Source organism: Siminovitchia acidinfaciens, from assembly GCF_003605385.1.
Classification (GTDB): domain Bacteria; phylum Bacillota; class Bacilli; order Bacillales; family Bacillaceae_C; genus Siminovitchia; species Siminovitchia acidinfaciens.
Map to the genome: position 1 here is coordinate 92396 of NZ_QYTV02000009.1, position 19393 is coordinate 111788.

20 protein-coding genes are annotated in these 19393 nt (G+C 43.3%); 13 read left to right on the forward strand and 7 right to left on the reverse strand.

The features are described 5' to 3' along the window. Positions 1–146: 146 nt before the first annotated feature. From D4T97_RS16655 to D4T97_RS16670, 4 genes are all read left to right on the forward strand, one after another. Positions 147–2102 carry a putative thiazole-containing bacteriocin maturation protein gene (locus D4T97_RS16655; RefSeq protein ID WP_126051896.1) on the forward strand — a complete coding sequence of 652 codons (1956 nt, stop codon included), beginning with the start codon at positions 147–149 and terminating at the stop codon, positions 2100–2102. After that, complete coding sequence (locus D4T97_RS16660) at positions 2102–4042, forward strand: TOMM precursor leader peptide-binding protein (RefSeq protein ID WP_126051897.1); 1941 nt, start codon at positions 2102–2104, stop codon at positions 4040–4042. The genes D4T97_RS16655 and D4T97_RS16660 overlap by 1 nt, the downstream gene beginning before the upstream one ends. 22 nt (positions 4043–4064) lie before the next feature. Beyond that, the gene (locus tag D4T97_RS16665) at positions 4065–5624 is read left to right on the forward strand and encodes a SagB family peptide dehydrogenase (RefSeq protein WP_126051898.1); all 1560 of its coding nucleotides are present in this window, start codon (positions 4065–4067) and stop codon (positions 5622–5624) included. Positions 5625–6031: 407 nt separating this feature from the next. Beyond that, positions 6032–7177, forward strand: a complete 1146-nt coding sequence (locus D4T97_RS16670) for a DEAD/DEAH box helicase (protein WP_126051899.1) — start codon at positions 6032–6034, stop codon at positions 7175–7177. A gap of 146 nt (positions 7178–7323) precedes the next feature. Here D4T97_RS16670 and D4T97_RS16675 read toward each other — a convergent pair whose 3' ends face one another. Next, positions 7324–8187 carry an endonuclease I family protein gene (locus D4T97_RS16675; protein WP_126051900.1) on the reverse strand — a complete coding sequence of 288 codons (864 nt, stop codon included), beginning with the start codon at positions 8185–8187 and terminating at the stop codon, positions 7324–7326. Then, positions 8171–8443, reverse strand: coding sequence for a hypothetical protein (locus D4T97_RS16680; RefSeq protein ID WP_126051901.1), 273 nt, complete (start codon positions 8441–8443; stop codon positions 8171–8173). The genes D4T97_RS16675 and D4T97_RS16680 overlap by 17 nt, the downstream gene beginning before the upstream one ends. Positions 8444–9170: 727 nt before the next feature. On the opposite strand from D4T97_RS16680, the gene D4T97_RS16685 reads away from it, so the two are divergent. The 6 genes from D4T97_RS16685 to pabC all read left to right on the forward strand — a co-directional run bounded on the left by D4T97_RS16685 (position 9171) and on the right by pabC (position 15237). After that, complete coding sequence (locus tag D4T97_RS16685) at positions 9171–10421, forward strand: GTPase family protein (protein WP_164525611.1); 1251 nt, start codon at positions 9171–9173, stop codon at positions 10419–10421. A 143-nt stretch (positions 10422–10564) separates the two neighbouring features. After that, positions 10565–11128, forward strand: coding sequence for an ArsR/SmtB family transcription factor (locus tag D4T97_RS16690; protein WP_126051903.1), 564 nt, complete (start codon positions 10565–10567; stop codon positions 11126–11128). A 12-nt stretch (positions 11129–11140) separates the two neighbouring features. After that, on the forward strand, positions 11141–12382 hold the full coding sequence (locus tag D4T97_RS16695) for an MFS transporter (protein ID WP_126051904.1): 1242 nt from the start codon (positions 11141–11143) through the stop codon (positions 12380–12382). 32 nt (positions 12383–12414) lie between these two features. Continuing rightward, complete coding sequence (locus tag D4T97_RS16700; protein WP_126051905.1) at positions 12415–13815, forward strand: anthranilate synthase component I family protein; 1401 nt, start codon at positions 12415–12417, stop codon at positions 13813–13815. After that, entirely contained in the window at positions 13812–14393 is a 582-nt protein-coding gene (locus tag D4T97_RS16705; protein ID WP_126051906.1) for an anthranilate synthase component II, read from the forward strand. The genes D4T97_RS16700 and D4T97_RS16705 overlap by 4 nt, the downstream gene beginning before the upstream one ends. 1 nt (position 14394) lies before the next feature. Next, positions 14395–15237: an aminodeoxychorismate lyase gene (gene pabC, locus D4T97_RS16710; RefSeq protein ID WP_126051964.1), complete on the forward strand. Its 843-nt coding sequence runs from the start codon at positions 14395–14397 to the stop codon at positions 15235–15237. Between the two features lie 95 nt (positions 15238–15332). Here pabC and D4T97_RS20570 read toward each other — a convergent pair whose 3' ends face one another. From D4T97_RS20570 to D4T97_RS16715, 5 genes are all read right to left on the reverse strand, one after another. Further along, the gene (locus tag D4T97_RS20570) at positions 15333–15494 is read right to left on the reverse strand and encodes a hypothetical protein (RefSeq protein ID WP_164525612.1); all 162 of its coding nucleotides are present in this window, start codon (positions 15492–15494) and stop codon (positions 15333–15335) included. A 116-nt stretch (positions 15495–15610) separates the two neighbouring features. After that, a complete protein-coding gene (locus D4T97_RS20575) occupies positions 15611–15751 on the reverse strand; it encodes a hypothetical protein (RefSeq protein WP_164525613.1) in 141 nt (46 codons plus the stop codon). Positions 15752–15953: 202 nt separating this feature from the next. Further along, positions 15954–16091, reverse strand: coding sequence for a hypothetical protein (locus D4T97_RS20580; protein ID WP_164525614.1), 138 nt, complete (start codon positions 16089–16091; stop codon positions 15954–15956). 398 nt (positions 16092–16489) lie between these two features. Beyond that, a complete protein-coding gene (locus tag D4T97_RS20585; protein ID WP_164525615.1) occupies positions 16490–16648 on the reverse strand; it encodes a hypothetical protein in 159 nt (52 codons plus the stop codon). A gap of 14 nt (positions 16649–16662) precedes the next feature. Beyond that, complete coding sequence (locus tag D4T97_RS16715; RefSeq protein WP_126051907.1) at positions 16663–16869, reverse strand: YozQ family protein; 207 nt, start codon at positions 16867–16869, stop codon at positions 16663–16665. Positions 16870–17000: 131 nt separating this feature from the next. Here D4T97_RS16715 and D4T97_RS16720 point away from each other — a divergent pair, with 131 nt between their 5' ends. The 3 genes from D4T97_RS16720 (at position 17001) to D4T97_RS20670 (ending at position 19000) form a co-directional block, all read left to right on the forward strand. Further along, positions 17001–17225: a hypothetical protein gene (locus tag D4T97_RS16720; RefSeq protein ID WP_126051908.1), complete on the forward strand. Its 225-nt coding sequence runs from the start codon at positions 17001–17003 to the stop codon at positions 17223–17225. A gap of 103 nt (positions 17226–17328) precedes the next feature. Next, positions 17329–18504, forward strand: coding sequence for a DUF3597 family protein (locus D4T97_RS16725; RefSeq protein WP_126051909.1), 1176 nt, complete (start codon positions 17329–17331; stop codon positions 18502–18504). A 214-nt stretch (positions 18505–18718) separates the two neighbouring features. Next, entirely contained in the window at positions 18719–19000 is a 282-nt protein-coding gene (locus D4T97_RS20670; RefSeq protein ID WP_206435586.1) for a DUF2642 domain-containing protein, read from the forward strand. Positions 19001–19393: the final 393 nt, after the last annotated feature.

Genomic DNA, 19393 nt, shown 5'->3' on the forward strand with positions numbered 1-19393 from the left:
TCTCAAAAGAAAAAGGGATTATTTTATGAAAAGAAATGCCTCTGCCTGGTGCAGGGCATTTCTTTTATTGTTTATCATATTGGACAGCCAAAAGTACATAAAATGATAATGGCAATTCGTAACGATTAGGAATAAGGAGGAGCTGAATGTCAAAACTTAACTCGTCCACACGTCTGAAGGTTAAAAGGGATACGTTTTTTCTCCCTGATCCAAAGGGTGGTGTGTATTTTCGAAATAACTCGAGTTCATTTCGAATGGAAGGCAATACGATTTATCAATGGATTGAAAAATTGATACCGATGTTTAATGGCGAGAAAACATTGGAAGATTTGACAAAGGGATTAACGGCACCGTATCAGAACAGGGTGTATGAGATCGGAGAAACGCTGTACGAGAACGGCTTTGTTCGGGATATAAGTAAAGACACTCCCCATCAATTAAACAGCTCCGTTCTTGAAAAGTATGCTTCGCAAATTGAATTTATTGAGAATTTTGTGGAATCCGGTGCTTATCGTTTTCAAAAATATCGTCAAGCTAAAGTCCTGGCTGTTGGCTCGGGCCCCTTTCTAGTTTCATTGGTTTCAGCGTTAATTGAATCAGGACTTCCTAAAATAAATGTCATGGTAACGGATTCCACTCCTACTAGTCGCCTGCGGCTGAACGAACTGGTGCTGAATGCCAGCAAGACGGATTCCGATGTAGAGCTAGTGGAGGTGCAATTTAAAAAAGGAGCAGGAAGAAGCTTTTGGAAAGAAGCTGTGCAACCCTATGATTGCGTTTTGTACGTCTCGCAGGATGGAAATGTAAATGAACTAAGGACGCTTAACCTTGTTTGCAGAGAGGAAAGTAAGTCATTTATCCCCGCTATATGTTTACAGCAAGTGGGGCTCGCGGGTCCCTTATTTCATCCGGAATCGGAAGGGTGCTGGGAGTCTGCATGGCGCCGAATCCATCGATCTGCATTGCATATAGAAAAGCGGTCTCAGCCTTTCTCTTCAACAACGGGATCGATACTGGCGAATGTCACCGCATTCGAATTGTTTAAGAATGCTACAGGAATTGCCGATTCAAATCAGAGTCATCAAATGTACCTGCTTGATCTTGAAACGCTTGAAGGTGATTGGTTTTCATTCATCACACATCCGCTGGTTACCTCAACAAGTTTTACACCCAAGCTTGTTGAAGATCTTGATGTAAGGCTCAACCAGGAATCGGCCAGCGATAACCCACCGAGTAATCTCCTGGAACATTTCAGTCGATTAACTTCCGATAAGACTGGCATTTTCCATATATGGGAGGAACGAGGTCTGTCACAGCTTCCACTTGCACAGTGCTATGTTCAAGCGGTCGATCCAATGTCCGAGGGACCGGCAGAGCTTCTGTCAGAAGTAGTATGTGCCGGCCTGACACATGAAGAAGCCAAAAGAGATGCGGGCCTGACTGGAATTGAATTGTATGTTTCACAAATGATCAATTCTTTGGATTTTAAAAAGCAGAATGATCAGGTTAGCGTGAACAGAATCCAGGGATTTATAGGCATCGGTGCAGGGCAAACAATCGAAGAGGCAGTTTGTCGAGGTCTGCAAGCTTATTTAGATGAAGAATTGAAAAAAAGAAAGAGCGATCAACTGAATACGATTTTTCATATGGAGTTAGGCTCCATTAAAGATAAGCCATGCAAATTTTATTTAAATTCGCTGACTACCGTGAACGGTTCACCAACAATCGGCTTGAAAGAGGATATATTAGGCTTCCCCGTAATATCGGTTAGGTCGAATGGCCGTTGGTATACGAGTGTAGGTTTAAATACAACACTGGCCATACGAAACACACTGCAACAAGCGCTTTTAGATTCTCAGAGCCAGGCGACTCCCATCACGAGGAGAGAGATGGAGTCAGCGGTTTTTCTTAAAAAAACAGAAAGCAAACTTGATATCCCCTCTTGTGATGATTTGTCGCAATTGGAGCTATTACAATCCTCCATTCAGGTCTTGAACCAAAACAACAAACGGCTATTAGTTTATGATCTTACATTCGAACCTTTTTTAGAGCAGGAAATGGCAGGGGTGTTTGGTGTGCAGGTACGAGAGGGGGAATCTTAATGTCTGCCCATGTTCTGATTGTCGGACAGGGATTATTAGCGGATTTTGTCCATGATCAATTGTCCGGCAGCTATCTCGTAAAGCGTCAAAGCATAAAAGAAGAGATTCCCGAATATACAAAACTAGCTCTTGTGCTACACGATGCCTGTCATCCATCGGTCCATCAAAAAGCGGAAGAAAGATTCAGAGCCACAGGTATCCCGTGGCTTCGCGGCTTCGTATCGTTTGGGGAAGGTATCATTGGTCCATTTGTAAATCCCAATACACCGGGATGTTCTCGCTGTGCTGACTTGCGGCTTATTATAGCTGGAGAGGATAGGCGAGAAATGTGGGAGTTTCAGATGAGGATGTCAGCAGGAGAAGGTGTAAGGCGGGATGCATGGGCATCACGACCGGGATTATCGCAAATGGCAACTTTGATATGTAACGAAGTGCACGGGGTTTTTCAGGGACAACCCAGCAACTTGGAAGAAAAGGTCTTCATTACTAACCTGAGAACGCTAACGAACTCCAATCACCTTTTCTTGCCTGACCCACTGTGCCCAATATGCAGTCATTTACCTGATGACGCACCGGAATTAGCCCAAATTCGGTTGGAATCTAGTCCTAAAATTACTGCTGATGGTTATCGCTGCCGTTCGATGGATGAATTAAAAGAAGTGTTAGTCAAAGATTATCTAGATGAACGTACGGGTGTCATGAATGGAAAAATGCAGGATTTCACACTGCCGTTTGCAGATATTATAGCCAACATGCCGCTGTTTGGAGCTGATGAAGGAGTAGCAGGAAGGTCTAATTCTTATGAAATGAGTGAGCAGACTGCCATTCTGGAAGGTTTGGAGAGATATTGCGGGATCGGCCCCCGAGGAAAAAGGACAATTGTTCGTGATAGTTATCATCGATTGGAGAATCATGCATTAAATCCTACAAGGGTTGGTTTACATGAAAAGGAGCAATATAAAAAGCCGCATTTTCCGTTTAAACCGTTTCATCCCGATGCCCCAATGAATTGGGTTTGGGGTTACTCGTTTTTACAAGAACGACCTATTTTGGTTCCTGAGTTACTCGCCTATTACAGTTTGGGTCACGGAGAAAGTTTTGTTTATGAAACCTCAAATGGATGTGCATTGGGGGGAAGTATGGAGGAAGCCATTTTCCATGCCATTATGGAAGTCGTTGAGCGAGACTCATTCTTGTTAACCTGGTATGCCCAGCTCCCTCTTCCAAGCATTGACCTAAGCTCTGCCGATGACAAGGAATTACAGCTGATGGTCGATCGGGTACGTGAGGTGGCGGGATATGATCTTCATTTTTATAATTCAACGATGGAACATGGGATTCCGAGCGTTTGGGGAGTGGCAAAAAACAGAAGATCAAAGGGGTTAAACCTCATTTGTGCAGCCGGAGCAAACCCTGACCCTGTAAGGGCTGTAAAAAGCACGATTTATGAGCTTGCAGGAATGATGTCTAGGCATGGTGAAAAACTGGAGGAAAACCGGCAAAAATATGAAGGGATGCTGAGAGATCCGTTTGCTGTACGTACCATGGAAGACCATGGTCTGCTGTACGGTCTGCCAGAATCAGAGGAACGAATGAATTTTTTATTGAATCACCATCGTCCTTTACGTACATTTGCGGAGGAATTTAAGCAGCCGCCGACAAATACTGATTTGAAGGACGATCTTCAAGATATTCTTAAGGAGTTTCGCCGGTTAAACCTTGAAGTTATTGTAGTTGACCAAACATCACCTATCACCGAACGGAACGGGTTATTCTGTGTAAAGGTATTGATTCCTGGAATGTTACCGATGACATTTGGCCATCACCTTACGCGTGTGAAAGGGCTGGAAAGGGTACTCACGGTACCAATGCAACTAGGGTTTACGAAGTCACCGTTATCGTATGATCAGCTCAATCCAAATCCCCACCCGTTCCCATAATGGTAGATTAGGAGGCTAAAGAGTGGAGCTGGAAACATTTCTGCACCATCTGCATTTTAACACGGAAAAAACCTCTCCGCCTGATTGGCAGGTGGATTGGGAAGACGCACCGCTGCCCTATAAACTGTACCGGGGATTACCAGAGATTCCACTGACCTCAGATGTACCATTAAAACTCGAGGGAAGGGAAGCACATATAAAACCGAGCTTGGTGGAGCTTGGTCATTTTCTTTGGTATGTATACGGGCTTACTCAATACTCCCAATCCGCTTTTTTCGAGGAAAAAGCTCAGTCGATACGGAGGTTTGTTCCCTCTGGAGGGGCGCTATACCCTAATGAAATATACGTGTATATAAAGCTAGAAGATGCTCCGGAGGGAATTTACCATTATGATGTAGCACATCACCGACTCATTTTGGTGCGAGAAGGAAATTACGATTCCTACTTATCCAGAAGTCTTAAAACTCGCTATCATATGTCTGACTGTTTTTGCACCGTTTTTGTCTCGACGGTTTTTTGGAAAAACTTCTATAAATACAATAATTTTTCATACAGGCTTCAAGGGCTTGACGCAGGTGTGGTTATTGGGCAATCGTTAGAAGTGGCCAATCGGATGGGAATCTCTACACGGGTATGCTACCAGTTTCTTGATCGGGCGATCAACCATTTGCTAGGGCTATCCGAACAGGATGAAAGTGTGTATGCGGTGATCTCACTATCTATGAATCAATCGAACGATTGTGTTGACACCGATTATCACAAAGAAGAAGCTGCTTCTGCCAATGAACTGTGCTTGGAAGTACCATTGTTGAAGCATGGTACCTATAACCGTTCAAAGAGAGTCATTGATTATCCGATGCTGCGGAAAATGAATGAAGCTTCCTTGATCGAAACAACAAAGTCATTTGAGAAGGTTAGAAAAAATAATAAACCTGTAGCCTTAGGTACGGAAATGATTTTCCTGCCTTTTACGGATAACTTTTCGTACGATTTCGCAGCCGTTTGCAGGGAGCGGCATTCTCCTGATATCGATTTTTTGATGGGGAAAGTGAGTCAAACACAACTTTCCACTTTGCTGAAAGAAACATTTTCTTTCTCATATCAGAATGATCTCGATGAAACGAATGGAATGATTGAGACGCGTGTTTCCTTGTATGGCAGTTTTTATAACGTAGAGGGAGTCCCAAACGGTGCCTACTCTTATGAGAAGAGCACTCATGCACTTCGAAGAATAAACCAAGGGGATTTCCGGGGATTGTTACAAAATGGATTAACAATGCCCACTGTGAATCTGTATCAAGTGCCGCTTTGTTTACATGTCGTGGGAGGTAAGGATCATCTCAAAGAAGAATTGGGGTACAGAGGATATCGTATTCAGCAGATGGAAGCGGGCATTCTTGTGCAACGTCTGCTCTTGGTGGCATGTGCCCTAGAGATGGGAGGGCATCCACTGCTAGGATTCGATGTGAACCATTGCGATGAGCTTTACAGGATTGATTCGAAAGAAAAAACCTGTTTGATCCAGATCCCGGTAGGTCCATACCGTTCACGCGCCTGGTTAAAAGGAAGTTTGAATAGCTAGAAGGGACTTTTGTATCTAGTTTTAGGTACAAACATTCTTTTGATGGGAACACTGCTGAATGCGGCTTGGTCCCGATTGGATGAAATGCTGAAAAAGTGACGCATCCGTGATACACTTAAAATTATGCCTTAGGTAAGTTGCATACCCCTGACGAGGTCGCCTATACACTTTGCGAAGCGCCGATCTCGTCAGCATGGTGGGAGTAATAATGATTTCGTCGGATGCATCATGGCACCGGTTGCCATAATAATACATAGCAAGTCGAAGTGGCAGTGACGGACATCCGCTGCAAAAGGAGATGTACAAGCTGCTTCGGAGATTGTTTAAAAAGGGATTATAAGCAAAGCATTTTTAACCCATCGACAGGAATGAACAATGCTTAATGCCCATTGAAATGAGGAAAAATGATGATGAAGACCATGGATATATTAGGGAATATGAAGCCTTTCATACAAGAATTATGGAAACAGTCGGGTTTTAATGAATTGACACCAGTCCAAGAAAAAGCGATACCCATTATTAATGAGAGAAAAGATCTGATCGTCCAGTCGCCGACGGGAACTGGAAAAACTCTCGCTTATCTTTTGCCGATTCTTGAACAGGTGGATGAAACAAAGCAAATGAGCCAGGTGCTCGTATTGGCTCCATCAAGAGAGTTGGTCATGCAAATTCACCAGGAAGTCCAAAATTGGTCAAAAGGTACCGGGATAACAAGTGCTGCACTTGTCGGCGGAGCAAATATCAAGCGGCAAGTGGAACGATTGAAAAAGAAGCCTCAAGTTCTGACAGGAACGCCCGGCAGGATATTGGAACTCATCCGCATGAAAAAAATTAAAATGCATGAAGTGAAAACAATTGTTTTAGATGAGGGCGATCAGCTATTAAACAAAGAGCACTTGGAAACAGTACGCACAATTGTCAAATCAACCTTGAATGACCGGCAGCTTCTGCTTTTTTCTGCTACAAAATTGGAAGAACCGGATCAGGTAAGGGCTATGATTGGAAGAGAACCGGAGAAGCTGTCAGCAGAAAAGACTGTTTCTGTCCCATCATCCATCCAGCATTATTATTTATTATGCGAGCCCCGCGAAAAAACAAAGTTGCTTGGGAAATTAGCGAAAATGGACGGTATGAAGGGACTCGTATTCATTAGGTCTGTCGGGAATATGAACGTGATTGCCGACAAGCTTGAATTTGAAGGAGTAAAAATTGAACTTCTTCATAGCGACTTAAGAAAGCATGAGAGAGAAAGGGCCTTAAAAAGACTGCAATCAGGAGAAATCAGTATCTTACTGGCTACTGATATAGCCGCAAGGGGACTCGATGTCAGAGGTCTGAATCATGTGATTCAATACGACTTGGCCGAAAATGCTGACCAATATGTGCATCGTGCAGGGAGAACAGGCAGAATGGGAGCTGCCGGTACAGTTGTATCCTTTGTGAATCCGAGAGATGAGCGTGAACTGAATAAATACGCAAAAGAGCTGGGATTTTCTATTGAAAGAAAGCGGCTGTTCAAAGGACAGTTTGCCGGATTTGATAAAAGAAAGTAACCAGGAAAAATAACAGTGGGTGTTTGTGAGAGTGCTTCACAGACTATCCACTTTTTTAATTAAAGGATTGCAGCCAGCATATTGCTTTATGCCAGCGATGTAAGAGGAAATCGCCTAAGGGACGGTCGATTTCCTTGGTTTCACATTCACCATCTCAATGGAATGTAGATGACATCCGCAAGCTCAGGAAAGTCAATAAACGGATTTCTGTTTCCTTGAATTTGGTAAATTGCCTGATTACGGTGTTTTTCATAGAGGTCCGGAGGAAACTGCTGGTTCCAGCTTCTTAGGAGATTAAAGTTGATTTTACTCCGGAAGCGTTTTTTGATCCCTTTTGGATACCGGAGCAGGAAATACAGCATGGCACGGGCAGCGGTCCCTTTGCCAAACTCCGGCTCAAAGAGATCAGCTGCTGCGACACCGCAATGGTTTTTAATTGTTTCGGTCGGTGATTCGGGGTTGTAGTCTGGAAAATCATAGTAGGGAAAATTCGAACGCACAGCATTACAGCTTGGCTCACAGGCAAATAGATGATGCAGATCCCCTTTCATTGGTTCCCGGCCAATAAACCAAGACTGGGGGACGATATGTTCAGCATTGAACTTTAGTTCTTCCGGTACGTGATGATGGATTACCGATTCGCCTTTTTGATCCAGCAACATTTGGAAATCCTCATACCGGCGGCTGACTTCAAAATCTCTTCTTATTAAATCAGCCGGATCATCCTGCTTGCCAGAGTATATGCTTTTAATCGTGTAATCGGGTTGGAGATCGACCCATGTGTACAAATATTGGTCTTTGCTTAAAAAATAGGGAAGCCTGTTTGCGTGTGTACGCTCCACGAGAGAATGAAGCTGTTGAAATTTCGCCTTCCGGATACTAATCTTCCGGTAGTATTTCGAAACCGCTTCCCGGTCCTTTTTTTCATCGAAATAAAGGATCTCTTCTTTTTTCAGTCTATGAAGATTTCTTTTCAGTTCATCAAACGATGGTTCAAGATGAACGGTCATTATATTCACTCCGTCTGCTCTCAGAATATGCTAATCTATTTTTATATGAATGTTCTGTACCGATTTCACGGTTAAGCAGTAATTCCATTTCTTCCAAATGACGGCGTTTTACAACAGGGTCAGAATCTGACCAATGAACTGTATATATGAAATAATAGTCTTTAATCTGTCTGAAGATGACGGTTGAATGAACAAAAGGTTCAAACCGGGCTTTAATATTATAATGCCTCGTGTATGACCAATCTAGCAGTTCCATGATCCACCTTACCTTTCTTTCATATATTATAAGCTTTTGACGGGAAAACTGGAATACAAAGGTTCAAATGAATACAAATGGGGGATATATATATAAAAGCGGAAGCGCCTGTTCATCGACGTACAGACTGAGCCGAAATGCGGAAACGCCTTGATCAGCCCCGACAAGCACAAGCCGATTCCCGAGGAGGCAGTACTTCAGCCACCACAGGGAATTGGCTTGTGACCTCGAGGGGCTAGGCGTTGCAGCTAGACAATAGTGCCTCCAACGAGATAAAGGAAACACGGCGACGAAGGCCGCCTCAGACCGCCACATCCTGTGGCTTCGGCAGGCTCAGGACGCGACATCCTGTCGCTTCGCTTGCACTAGTACTTCCTGTACGTCGGTGGCACTAGGACGTCCTGTCCGTCGGAGCCGATGTTGACTTATCGTAGGCGCGAAGTCTGCTAGTCGATAGGCGCTGAAGCTGGATATTAAGAAAAGCGGAAGGCGGCCGTTTTGGGGCGACAAGCGCTAGGCAGGCTCAGAACGCGACATCCTAGAAAAAGCTGACGCTTTTCCTTCGTGCGATGTAACGCTGCCGAAGCTTTCCTTGTCCTGTCGCTTCGCTTGCACTAGGACTTCCTGTCAGTCGCTGGACAATGAGAAAAGCGTAAGACGCCTGTTTAGGGGCGACTAATTATCGAATGAAAATATTTATACATATGGAAGCTGCGGAGGGATGACGATGAGTGACGGAAAAGGTTTCGGATCCGTTTTTTCAAATATAAAAAATCAGATTGATAAGCTGCCTTTATCCGGAAAGTCCAAGCAAAAAATGATGTACAAGCTTGGAGAATTGAAGGAGCTGACGGTGGAGGCGCGGGAACCGCGGATTGCACTCGTTGGAAGAAGGGGAGCAGGGAAATCGTCTCTTATCAACGCACTATTTGGAGAAGAGAAACAAATGGTCAGTTCGGTTCAGGCGGGTACCGGGCGTGGAAAATGGCTTTGGTATCCAAGTGATAATGATAAGAAAATCCGACTGCTTGACTCACGGGGGCTCGGTGAGAGCGAAAGGCCCCTGGAATCCGCGGATAGCGGATCGGCCATTGCCCAACTGGAGAAAGAAGTGGAAGCGGAGCAGCCGGACGTCTTCCTGTTTCTGATTAAGGCTAAGGAAACAGACGCTCGGGTGGAAGAGGATTTACATGAGTTGAATAAATTGCGGGCATATATTAAGGAGATCCATCAGTACGAAGTTCCGGTCATTTGCGTTGTCACGCAAGTGGACGAGCTCGACCCACCATACTATAAACAGCTGCCGCTGGACGCCAATCCGGAAAAAGCGAAAAACATCCAAGCAGCGATGAAGCTGATGGAAAAGCGGTTTGCGGAAAATGACATACCTCTCATTACAACAATACCTGTCTGTACATACGTCGATTTTGATGAATCCGGGAAAATGGTCTATGATATGCGCTGGAATGTCGATGAACTGGCGGACTATCTCGTTGACATCCTGCCGAACGACGCCAAATTGAAAACAGCAAAAGCAGCCAGGGCGGTTTCAGCTAAAAAAAAAGCGGCCCAAAAAGTGATCATAACAATGTCAGGCATGGCCGTACTTATCGGCGTTGAACCGATTCCGTTTGCCGATATGCCTTTGCTAACGGGCCTGCAGGCTTTGATGATCATGGCCATTGCCTATATTGCGGGAAGAGAAGTCAATCGGGCGGCTGCCGCTGAATTTATCGGTGCGGTCGGAGCCAATCTCGGTGTTGCGTTTGTGGTCAGGGAAGGCGTCCGGTCGGCAGCCAAAATGATCCCTGCTGCAGGAAACATGATTTCCGGAGCAGTCGCTGGTGCTGTAACCTATGGGATTGGACAGGCTGGGATGGCTTATTATCTGGAAGGGAAAGATTTGAAAAGGGCGAAGGAAGCATTCGAAAGAGGGAAGAAGCAATTTAGAAAAAGTCGAAGAAATGAAGAAGAATAACCTTAAAGCAGGCATCAATATCCGTTTTGCCACGGGTGTTGATGCTTTTTTTGTCGAACGTTTAGGCTATGTATCCTCTTGAATGAACATTGTTTAAATATTATAATACGTTTAAATAAATTTGAACGTTGGAGGTTTATTGAATGTTACAAACTTATCAAATAGAAAATCTTGATCAGGTTAAGGCGATTGCGGACCCATTAAGAATACAAATTTTATGGGAAACCTTTGATGAAGCGAAAACAGGTAAAATGATCGGTGATATTCTGAACATGCCGGCTTCAAAAATCCATTACCATTTAAGGGAACTTGAAAAGAACGGACTCGTTGTCGTGGAAAGAACTGAAGAAAAAAATGGCATTGTTCAAAAGTTTTACAGACCAATAGCGAGGCGCCTGTATGTAAAAAGTGGGCTGATTTCCCCGGAAGTGACGGGTGACTTTCACAGTGCTGTGTTGGAAAGCTACTTTTTACCGCTAAAGAAGGTAACGGAACATCTTGAAACGATCGATGTATCTGTCATGAAAGGGAGTTCTATGGCGGAAGCGGACTTCAGAAAGCTTAAACTGTCAGAAGAGCAGACAAAAAAAGTAAAAGAAAAACTGGATGAACTGCAGGAAATGCTCGATGAATTTGAACAAAAGCAGCCGGACAGCGGAACAGAGTATGTATTCCAGTACGAAGTTTTTCCATACAGGAAAAGATAGGAGGAAGTCAACATGCAGGCGGTTCTATCGTCAGAAGCCAAAAAGGATTTGCAGCTCTATAAACGAAGTCCGTTCCTATTGCTGATTGTTTCCGGATTTATTGCCAATGTCAGTTTTACAATGTTTGTCTTTACCCAGTCGTGGTTCGTATTGAAACAGCTTCAGATGACTACCGGTCTTGGACTGATTTTCGTCGCATCTTCGGTGCCCCGGCTAATTTTTATGCCTTTTGGTGGAGTCATTGCAGACAAAGTAAAAAAAACGTGGATCATTTTTATTTGCATGTTAATAGAGATGCTGCTTGTCCTGACAATCATGTTTGCTTTAAAATCTGGAGTAGAGTCCATTCATATTTTTATAGCAGCTGCATTGATTTTTGGCATAACAGATGCACTGCAAGTTCCGGCAAGGACTTCCCTGCTGCCCATGCTTGTGACAAAAGATCAGCTGACTCGAGCTAATTCGGCCTATACGTTTACCAGTTCATCAGCATCTATCGCAGGAGCTTTTTTTGCAGGGCTGGCGATCAGCCTTTTCGGCTTTTATCAAACATTTGGAATCATGGCCTGTGCTACGCTTCTTGCTTCAATCCTTACATTGCTAATCAAATATAGCCGTTCCTCGGATTTGGAAAATTCAGAAGATAAGTTCCTTCAGTCAATGAAAAATGGCTTTGTCTATGTAAAAAATTCCCCGATTATGATTGCCATTTTTGGTCTGGCAATCACTCTGAACTTTTTTCTTGCGGGTCCGTTAACAATGGGAATCCCCATTCTCGCCGATCATGTTTTTCAAGGCGAGGCGTTGGTCTTTTCTATGATGGAATCAAGCTTTTTGGTCGGTACCATCATTGGATCCGCTTTGTTTGGAATAATGAATATTAAGAGACATAAGGGCAAAATTTCAATTCTAGCAGTAACAGCGGCTGGTGTTTTCATGTTTTTCATTGGAGTAGCCGATATATTATGGATTGTTCTTGGGCTGATGGGAACCGTAGGAATATTGATGGCTTTTACAAATGTACCGATCATGACAATGCTGCAGTCGAATACGGATGAAAAAATGCTCGGCCGGGTGATGAGCTTTTTAATGATTGCAGCCATGGGATTGACACCTTTATCATATGCCTGTACATCCCTGCTTTTACAATTCGGTTTTAATATCCAGCTCATTTTGTGTATCGCTACAATTCCGGTTATAGGTACCGGCTTATTAACCTATTATTTCGTACCGGTGTTGAGAAATGCCGACTAACCTTTTATTGAGATAGGAAGTGTGTTGACTTAATGGAGCAGCCTGTGATTTTTGAGAAAATATCATTTGAACAAGAAAAATTCTTTCAAGCATACTTGCGTTTGACTGCAAAGGAAGAACACCACGTGTTGTTGGAAAGCGGACGTACAGGGAGATACAGCATCGCGGGAATCAAACCGTTTGCGGTCGTTCACGGAGATGAACAAAAAGTGGAAATAAGGCAGGGCGGGGAGACTCATTTGCTGGAAGGGAAACCGCTGCAAACACTTGAAAAGTGGATGCAGCAATTTTCTTTCCCACCTCAGCCTGGTCTGCCTGACTTCCAGGGAGGGGCCATTGGTTTTATAAGCTACGACTATGCGTGGTGTATTGAAAAGCTCCCGTATAAAGCTGCGGATGATGTAGGGCTGCCACTTCTTTATTTTCTTGTTTTTGACGAGTGGGCCGTCTTTGACCATGAAGAACAAAGTTTATGGCTGATGACATTAAATAGACATATGGCAAAAGAAAAATTAACAGCCTTGAAAGCGGATTGGATAGAAGGGGCAGAAACACCTACAAAGAGCTCGTCTAATTTTCAGGTTTCCGCTGAAAAACCTCAGCTTTCTTTTACAGAAGAGGAATTTGCAGCAGCGGTTGAGAAAATAAAGGATTATATCAGGGAAGGCGACGTCAGCCAGGTCAACCTGACGGTTCGGCAGTCGGAAACCCTAGCAGCACCACCGATAAATGTGTATAAGGAATTGCGCAAGTTGAATCCATCCCCGTATATGGGATACTTTCATACACCAGAATTCCAGATTGTCTCGGGCTCCCCTGAGCTATTGATTAAAAAAGACGGAAGAAAAGTTGCAACGAGGCCGATTGGCGGCACCAGATCACGGGGGAAAGATGAAGCCGAAGACAAGCGGCTTGAACAGGAGCTGCTGTCTAACGAAAAAGAAAAAGCAGAACACATTATGCTGGTCGACCTGGAAAGAAATGACATGGGGAAGGTCTGTGAGTTCGGAAGTGTCAATGTGGATGAGTTGATGGTCATTGAAAAATATTCGCATGTCATGCACATCGTTTCACATGTGAGCGGGACACTTTCCGAGGGTAAGACTTCAGCCGATTTGATCGAAGCCGTCTTTCCCGGCGGAAGCATCACTGGTGCGCCGAAAATAAGAACACTGGAAATCATCGAAGAACTCGAGCCTGTCAAACGGGGCGTATACACAGGGACAATGGGCTGGATCGGCTTTAACGAAGACTTGCATTTAAACATTGTCATTCGGACCATGATAGTCAAAGACGAAATGTGTCATGTACAGGCGGGAGCGGGCATCGTGATCGATTCCAATCCAAAAGCGGAATATAAAGAGTCGTTAAAGAAAGCAGCTGCTCTTTGGAATGCAAAAAATGAAGCAGACAAAAAGGGGGCTTTCGCATGATTCTATTAATCGATCACTATGACTCATTTACATATAATATCGTTCAGGCTTTCGGTAGGTTTGAAAAAGAGATTGTTGTGAAAAGTTACGACGAAATATCAATCGAGGCGATTGAAGAATTGAATCCCGATCACATTGTCATTTCTTCTGGATCGGGAAGGCCTGCTAAAGAAGGGATAACATGTGAATTGATCCGCTTTTTTTCAGGCAAGGTCCCCATACTCGGCGTTGGCTTCGGTTGCCTTGCCATTGCTGAAGCTTACGGTGGGAAAGTAGTCAAAACGGAAAACCTGCTGCCAGGAAAACCATTTGATATTTTTCATGATGGTGAAAGTATTTTTGCCGGCATGCGAGAGCCTTTTTCAGCGACGCGTTATCATTCACTGATTGTTAGTAGGGAAGACTTCCCTGAAACTTTGGGTATTTCCGCTTGGAATTCGGAAGATGAAGTTATGGGAATCAGACATAACGATTATTCAGTGGAAGGTGTGCAATTCAATCCTGAGTCAATTATGACGGAAGCGGGAGAGCAGCTGTTGAAGAACTTTATTGAAATTGATCGGGTGGCTTGGAACTGACATGTATATGTATTTGAATGGGAATTTTATTGAAAAAGAAAAAGCACGTATTTCTCCTTTTGACCACGGATATTTATATGGACTGGGCGTTTTTGAAACGTTTCGGACATACAGTGGGGTTCCGTTCCTGCTCGAGGAACATTTAGAGCGGCTGAATGCGGGGCTAGCGGAAATGGGAATTGAACGGGCATTTCAAAAAAGGGAAGTCCGGTCCCTCATTGATGAACTGTCAGAGCTTAATCAATTACAGGATTCCTACATAAGAATGAATGTTTCGGCAGGAGCGGGAGAAATCGGCCTGCAGACAGCTCCATATACTGAGCCGACAATTATCTTTTTTCAAAAAGAACTTCCGCCTCTTGAGCCGCTTCGAGAAAAGGAAGCAATTTTATTGAATATCCGCCGTAATACCCCTGAAACCGAAGTAAGGTTAAAATCCCACCATTTTTTTAATAATATGGCGGCTAAACGAGAGCTGGGATCAGATCCTGGAAAAGAGGGGATTTTTCTGTCCGAAGATGGATTTTTGGCAGAAGGCGTTACATCCAATCTATTCTGGGTGAATGACGGGAGATTATTGACGCCGGCGATTGAAACCGGGATATTGAACGGGATTACAAGACAGTTCATTTTACGGTTGGCAACGGAGTTGGGGATTCGGACGGAAGAAGGTCTGTATAAAGGAGTGGAGCTGTCTGAAGCAGATGAAATCTTTTTTACCAATTCCATTCAGGAGATTGTTCCTGTGAATGCTTTCGAAGGGAGATCCTTGCCTGGAAAGGACGGTCGCATCGTTCAAAGGCTGAATGAATTGTATCAAAACTATGTTTCCAACCTACGATAACGAAGGGTGCTAGTCGCACCGCGATAGCGAAATTAGAACATAGACTTTATACAAGCTCAAAAAACTCCTGCGCTGGGCAGGAGTTTTTTTAAAATTCATAGCTCCGCTTTTTGTTCATAGTCTCCGGGAGAGGAGCCTGGGAGGCGGTCTACCGTCTTTGCATCCTCAAAGTTAAGTGCGGAACCGATAAAGAACACTAGAAACAATGCTACTACAGCCAAAAAGATAACGAGCCCGATTAAAATTGATAGATCCATTTGCAGTTCCTCCCTAATAAATTTAATAGTTCGAAAACATTGAATATACATATATAATACCACTATTTTTCAAGTTTAAACATAAAAATCCTGTCATTTGACAGGAAAGTTGTCCCTTAGCTATCTTTTTGGTCGGGCGGCAGAGGATCAATGGTACGGGAATCATCGTAATTTAACACGGTATGGATAAAATAGACGAGAAATCCGGCAATGGAAGCCAAAACACCTACTAAACCAAGTGTGACCCACAATTGCATGAGCATTCCTCCTTGTTTAAATGTATGCTCATGTCCGGAATCTATTCCAGAGCAAAAGTGGAATTGGCTGTTTATCTACATGCAGAATGAATTGAAATGCGAGAACGGTTATGGGATAAAGAATGTTAGCATTTTAGGTGTTTTATAATATTTAAGACATTAATAAACCTCCTGCAAATATTGCAGGAGGTGTGTTTGTCACTTATTTTTTTGATTCTGAAGGCAATTCATCTATTGTATTCGAGTCGCTTGAATCGAGTGCAGTACCAATGTAATATACTAGAAATACAGCTACTAAACCCAAGATGATGGACATCCCGATTAATACTCCTGTTTGCATTTTATCCCCTCCACCACAAATAATACAATGCCCGCTTTTCAAACATCTATTACATGAAAAGCGAAGAGGTTTCTCCGTTTACTAGATATTAGTATAGCCCATATTGCAATTAGTCTCAAAGGTTTCTATCAATCTTTAAAAAATGTTTGAAAAGAGGTGACAAAAAATGAAGCAGATGGACTGTGTGGTGCCCATCTGCTTGCATTTAGCGGGAGAATTTTTAACAATTCCTTCAGTTTAAATGGAATCAGAGAATGTTCTCTCTTCATACTTTTCGTCCGTGTTCAGGCGAAAAAAACAGCGGAATAATCAATAATTGTTGGTTCATAGATATAGGAAATTTTTAGTAAGTACAGCTTCTTGTTATTTTGAACTTCACTGCATACAATTGCTCCTTCTTATAAATCAGTTCTTTTTCCCGGCTCGTCTTTTCCGCCGGTATCATTTCCAGTGCTAGCTGTGTATCCGACCCGATACGCGGCTTTTCTTTTTCCGCGAAGTGCATTTGGCATTTTGTATTGGTTGTCGCCGTTTTGAAATTGCCCTCTATCAGACATGGAATGCCTCCTTTTCAATCAAAGATTCTTTTAGATATGTGAATGTCCTTTCCGTCGACATCTTCAATCACAGGAGTGACTTGACCTTCCATATAGACATCACTAACCTGTTCATGAGTCGTTGCGAGCCCCTTGGATACCGTGTCTTTACCTTGATAATCTTCTTTTTTGTAGTGTCTGCCGGCTATCTTTAAACTTTCTTTTTCCAACTCCTTATCCAATGGATTCCCTCCTTTGTTTTTAGTTATTGTTTCCTGAACTGATTTTAGCTATCGCAAGAATTAATTACCAATGCATAAAGAAAATACGTTTGTATATAATTGTGGGGAACGAGTGTTTGGAGGGAGCGGGAATGACTAATCTTTTTAAGCAGGCCGCTTTATCAAAAGATTATGTGGAAATCATTTATTTTTCCGAAAAACAGGAAATTACACAGCGAATTATTAAAGTAATCTCTTTATCAAATACGGAAATCTTGGCTTATTGCTGTCAGAGAAAATGCATCAGAAAATTCAAGATAAAAAATGTACTTTCTGCCCTGCCACTAAGCCGATTGGGAAATTTGAAGGTTAATTAGGCCCCTACGGGCTTTTTTTTTAAAAAAACTAACAGGTTAAATAGGGTTTTCGCCCTTTCGTATAACGGACAGGCGCATTTAATATGAGCAGGAGGGTTTGTGAATGGAATATAAAATTGAGAAAAGAATCATCCCCGATCTGCCTGATATTCCGTTGGCTTCAAGCAGATTTATTATTGCACATGAGTCCGGAAACCTTAATAATACCGGTCCGAATTCGCTTGAAAATGAAGTTAGATTCATGACAGCCAACTGGCGCACTGCGTTCACTTCTCATTTTGTGGGGAGCGGCGGGCGGATTGTACAGCTGGCTCCAGTCGGAAGGTTCCAATATGGCGCAGGGCCAAAAGCCAATCCATATGCTTATGCGCAAGTTGAACTCGCACGCACTAATGATCCGGATATTTTTAAAAAAGACTATGCAGCATATATTTGGCTGCTGAGGAAGCTGGCAGATGATGCAGGCTTGCCGAGAACATTAGATGCCGGTTCAGGAGTTTACGACAGGGGAATCAAATCCCATGATTGGATACGGCAGCATATTGGAGGTACGACGCATACAGATCCATACGGGTATTTTGCGCAATTCGGGATTTCAAGGGCACAATTCGAAAAAGATGTAGAGAAAGGTACAGCATCCCAACTAATAGCAAAGCCGGAAGTCAAACCGGCAGCACCAAAAACCAGCGGATACACAGGAAACAGCATTGTCGATTATTTAAAGAGCATAGGAAAAGAATCAAGTCCGGCTTATCGTCGTCAGCTGGCCAAGGAATACGGGGTGGAAGACTATGACCTGTCCGTTTCCAAAAATCTGGAACTGCTTAATAAAATGAGAGTAGACCATTATGTTAGTAAACCGATGGCATCTGGCGCAGGCACATATACTGGAAATAGCATAGTTGATTACCTAAAAAGTATTGGGATGGATTCGAGTCCGGCTCATCGTCGTCAACTTGCGAAAGAATTCGGTGTGGATAATTATGACTTTTCGGCAGAAAAAAACCTTGAATTGCTTCGGGAAATGAGAGATAGCCCGCCAAATGCCCGGCATAAAGGGACAGTACATCTGCCTGCTGACGCCGAAACGTGGCGAACTTATAAACTCAACGTTCTGCCGGTCAAGAAGAACTCCGATTGGAGTTTAACGCCTTCCCGCTTTGGTGGTTTGACGTATGAGATTCTCGATCACCCATATCCGGACGTTGTAACAATCAATACGAGCAGAGGCAAGCGAAACATTTATGTTGGACCCGGAACAGGGGCAGTGATTGAGTAGAGCGAAAGTCTCGCATGCAGAAATAAAGTCATTTTTGATTCGGCTAGGCTTGGTTTTATGGTCGAAGCACAAGATTACGTGTTTAGTGTCAGCCTTCGGTGATTCTATTTTTTACATTCTCTAATTCCACTAATACAGTGGTACTGCTGTCCATTACCTTTTTATTCTATTTTGCATCTAATGTAAGTAATGGGAAGGGAAGGAGGGAATGTTCTTGAGTAATTTTATACACGAAGCGAATGATTTGGTAGGGGAAAAAGTTAGAGTTATTACAGTTCATGGTACATTTACTGGGAAATTGGTGGATGTTAACAGTGATTCCATTATTATGCATGTAAATATATCAGGTAGGATTAGACGCATATTAATTCGTTTAGCTTTGATTATTGCTCTGTTTAGGTTTTTAGGCACGGTAGGCAGAGGATACGAGCCATCAAAAAGTAAAGTGTATTCTCCACACGATAGTTTAGCCGATTATTTAATTGATGATGACTAATATTATTACTGCCCATGCGGTGATTTTCGTGGCGGGCGGTCGCACAGGGTACTAGGCAACCTAGTACCCTTCACTTCCTTTATACGACGGTGACGTCATTTCGATGAAACGAATGGTCGAAGATAAAAGATGGTGTAATTCCGGATAGTGAAAGTCCATCCCCGAGAAGACTGGCCTAGCTCGGGAAGTCTAATCTAGGGCAATATCGTGAGGTGTTGTCTGAAGGAGTTATGTCGGACCGGAAACAGAAGCGGTGAATGAAAAGAGCGAATTTTTTCCGCAATGGCGAGACAAAATTGGTTTTGTGTAAAAGTTATGCTGGGACATTAAGTACGGTGACTCGTTGTTGATCCATTATTGGACTTACTTATAAAAAACAGCAAGAGCGAGAAA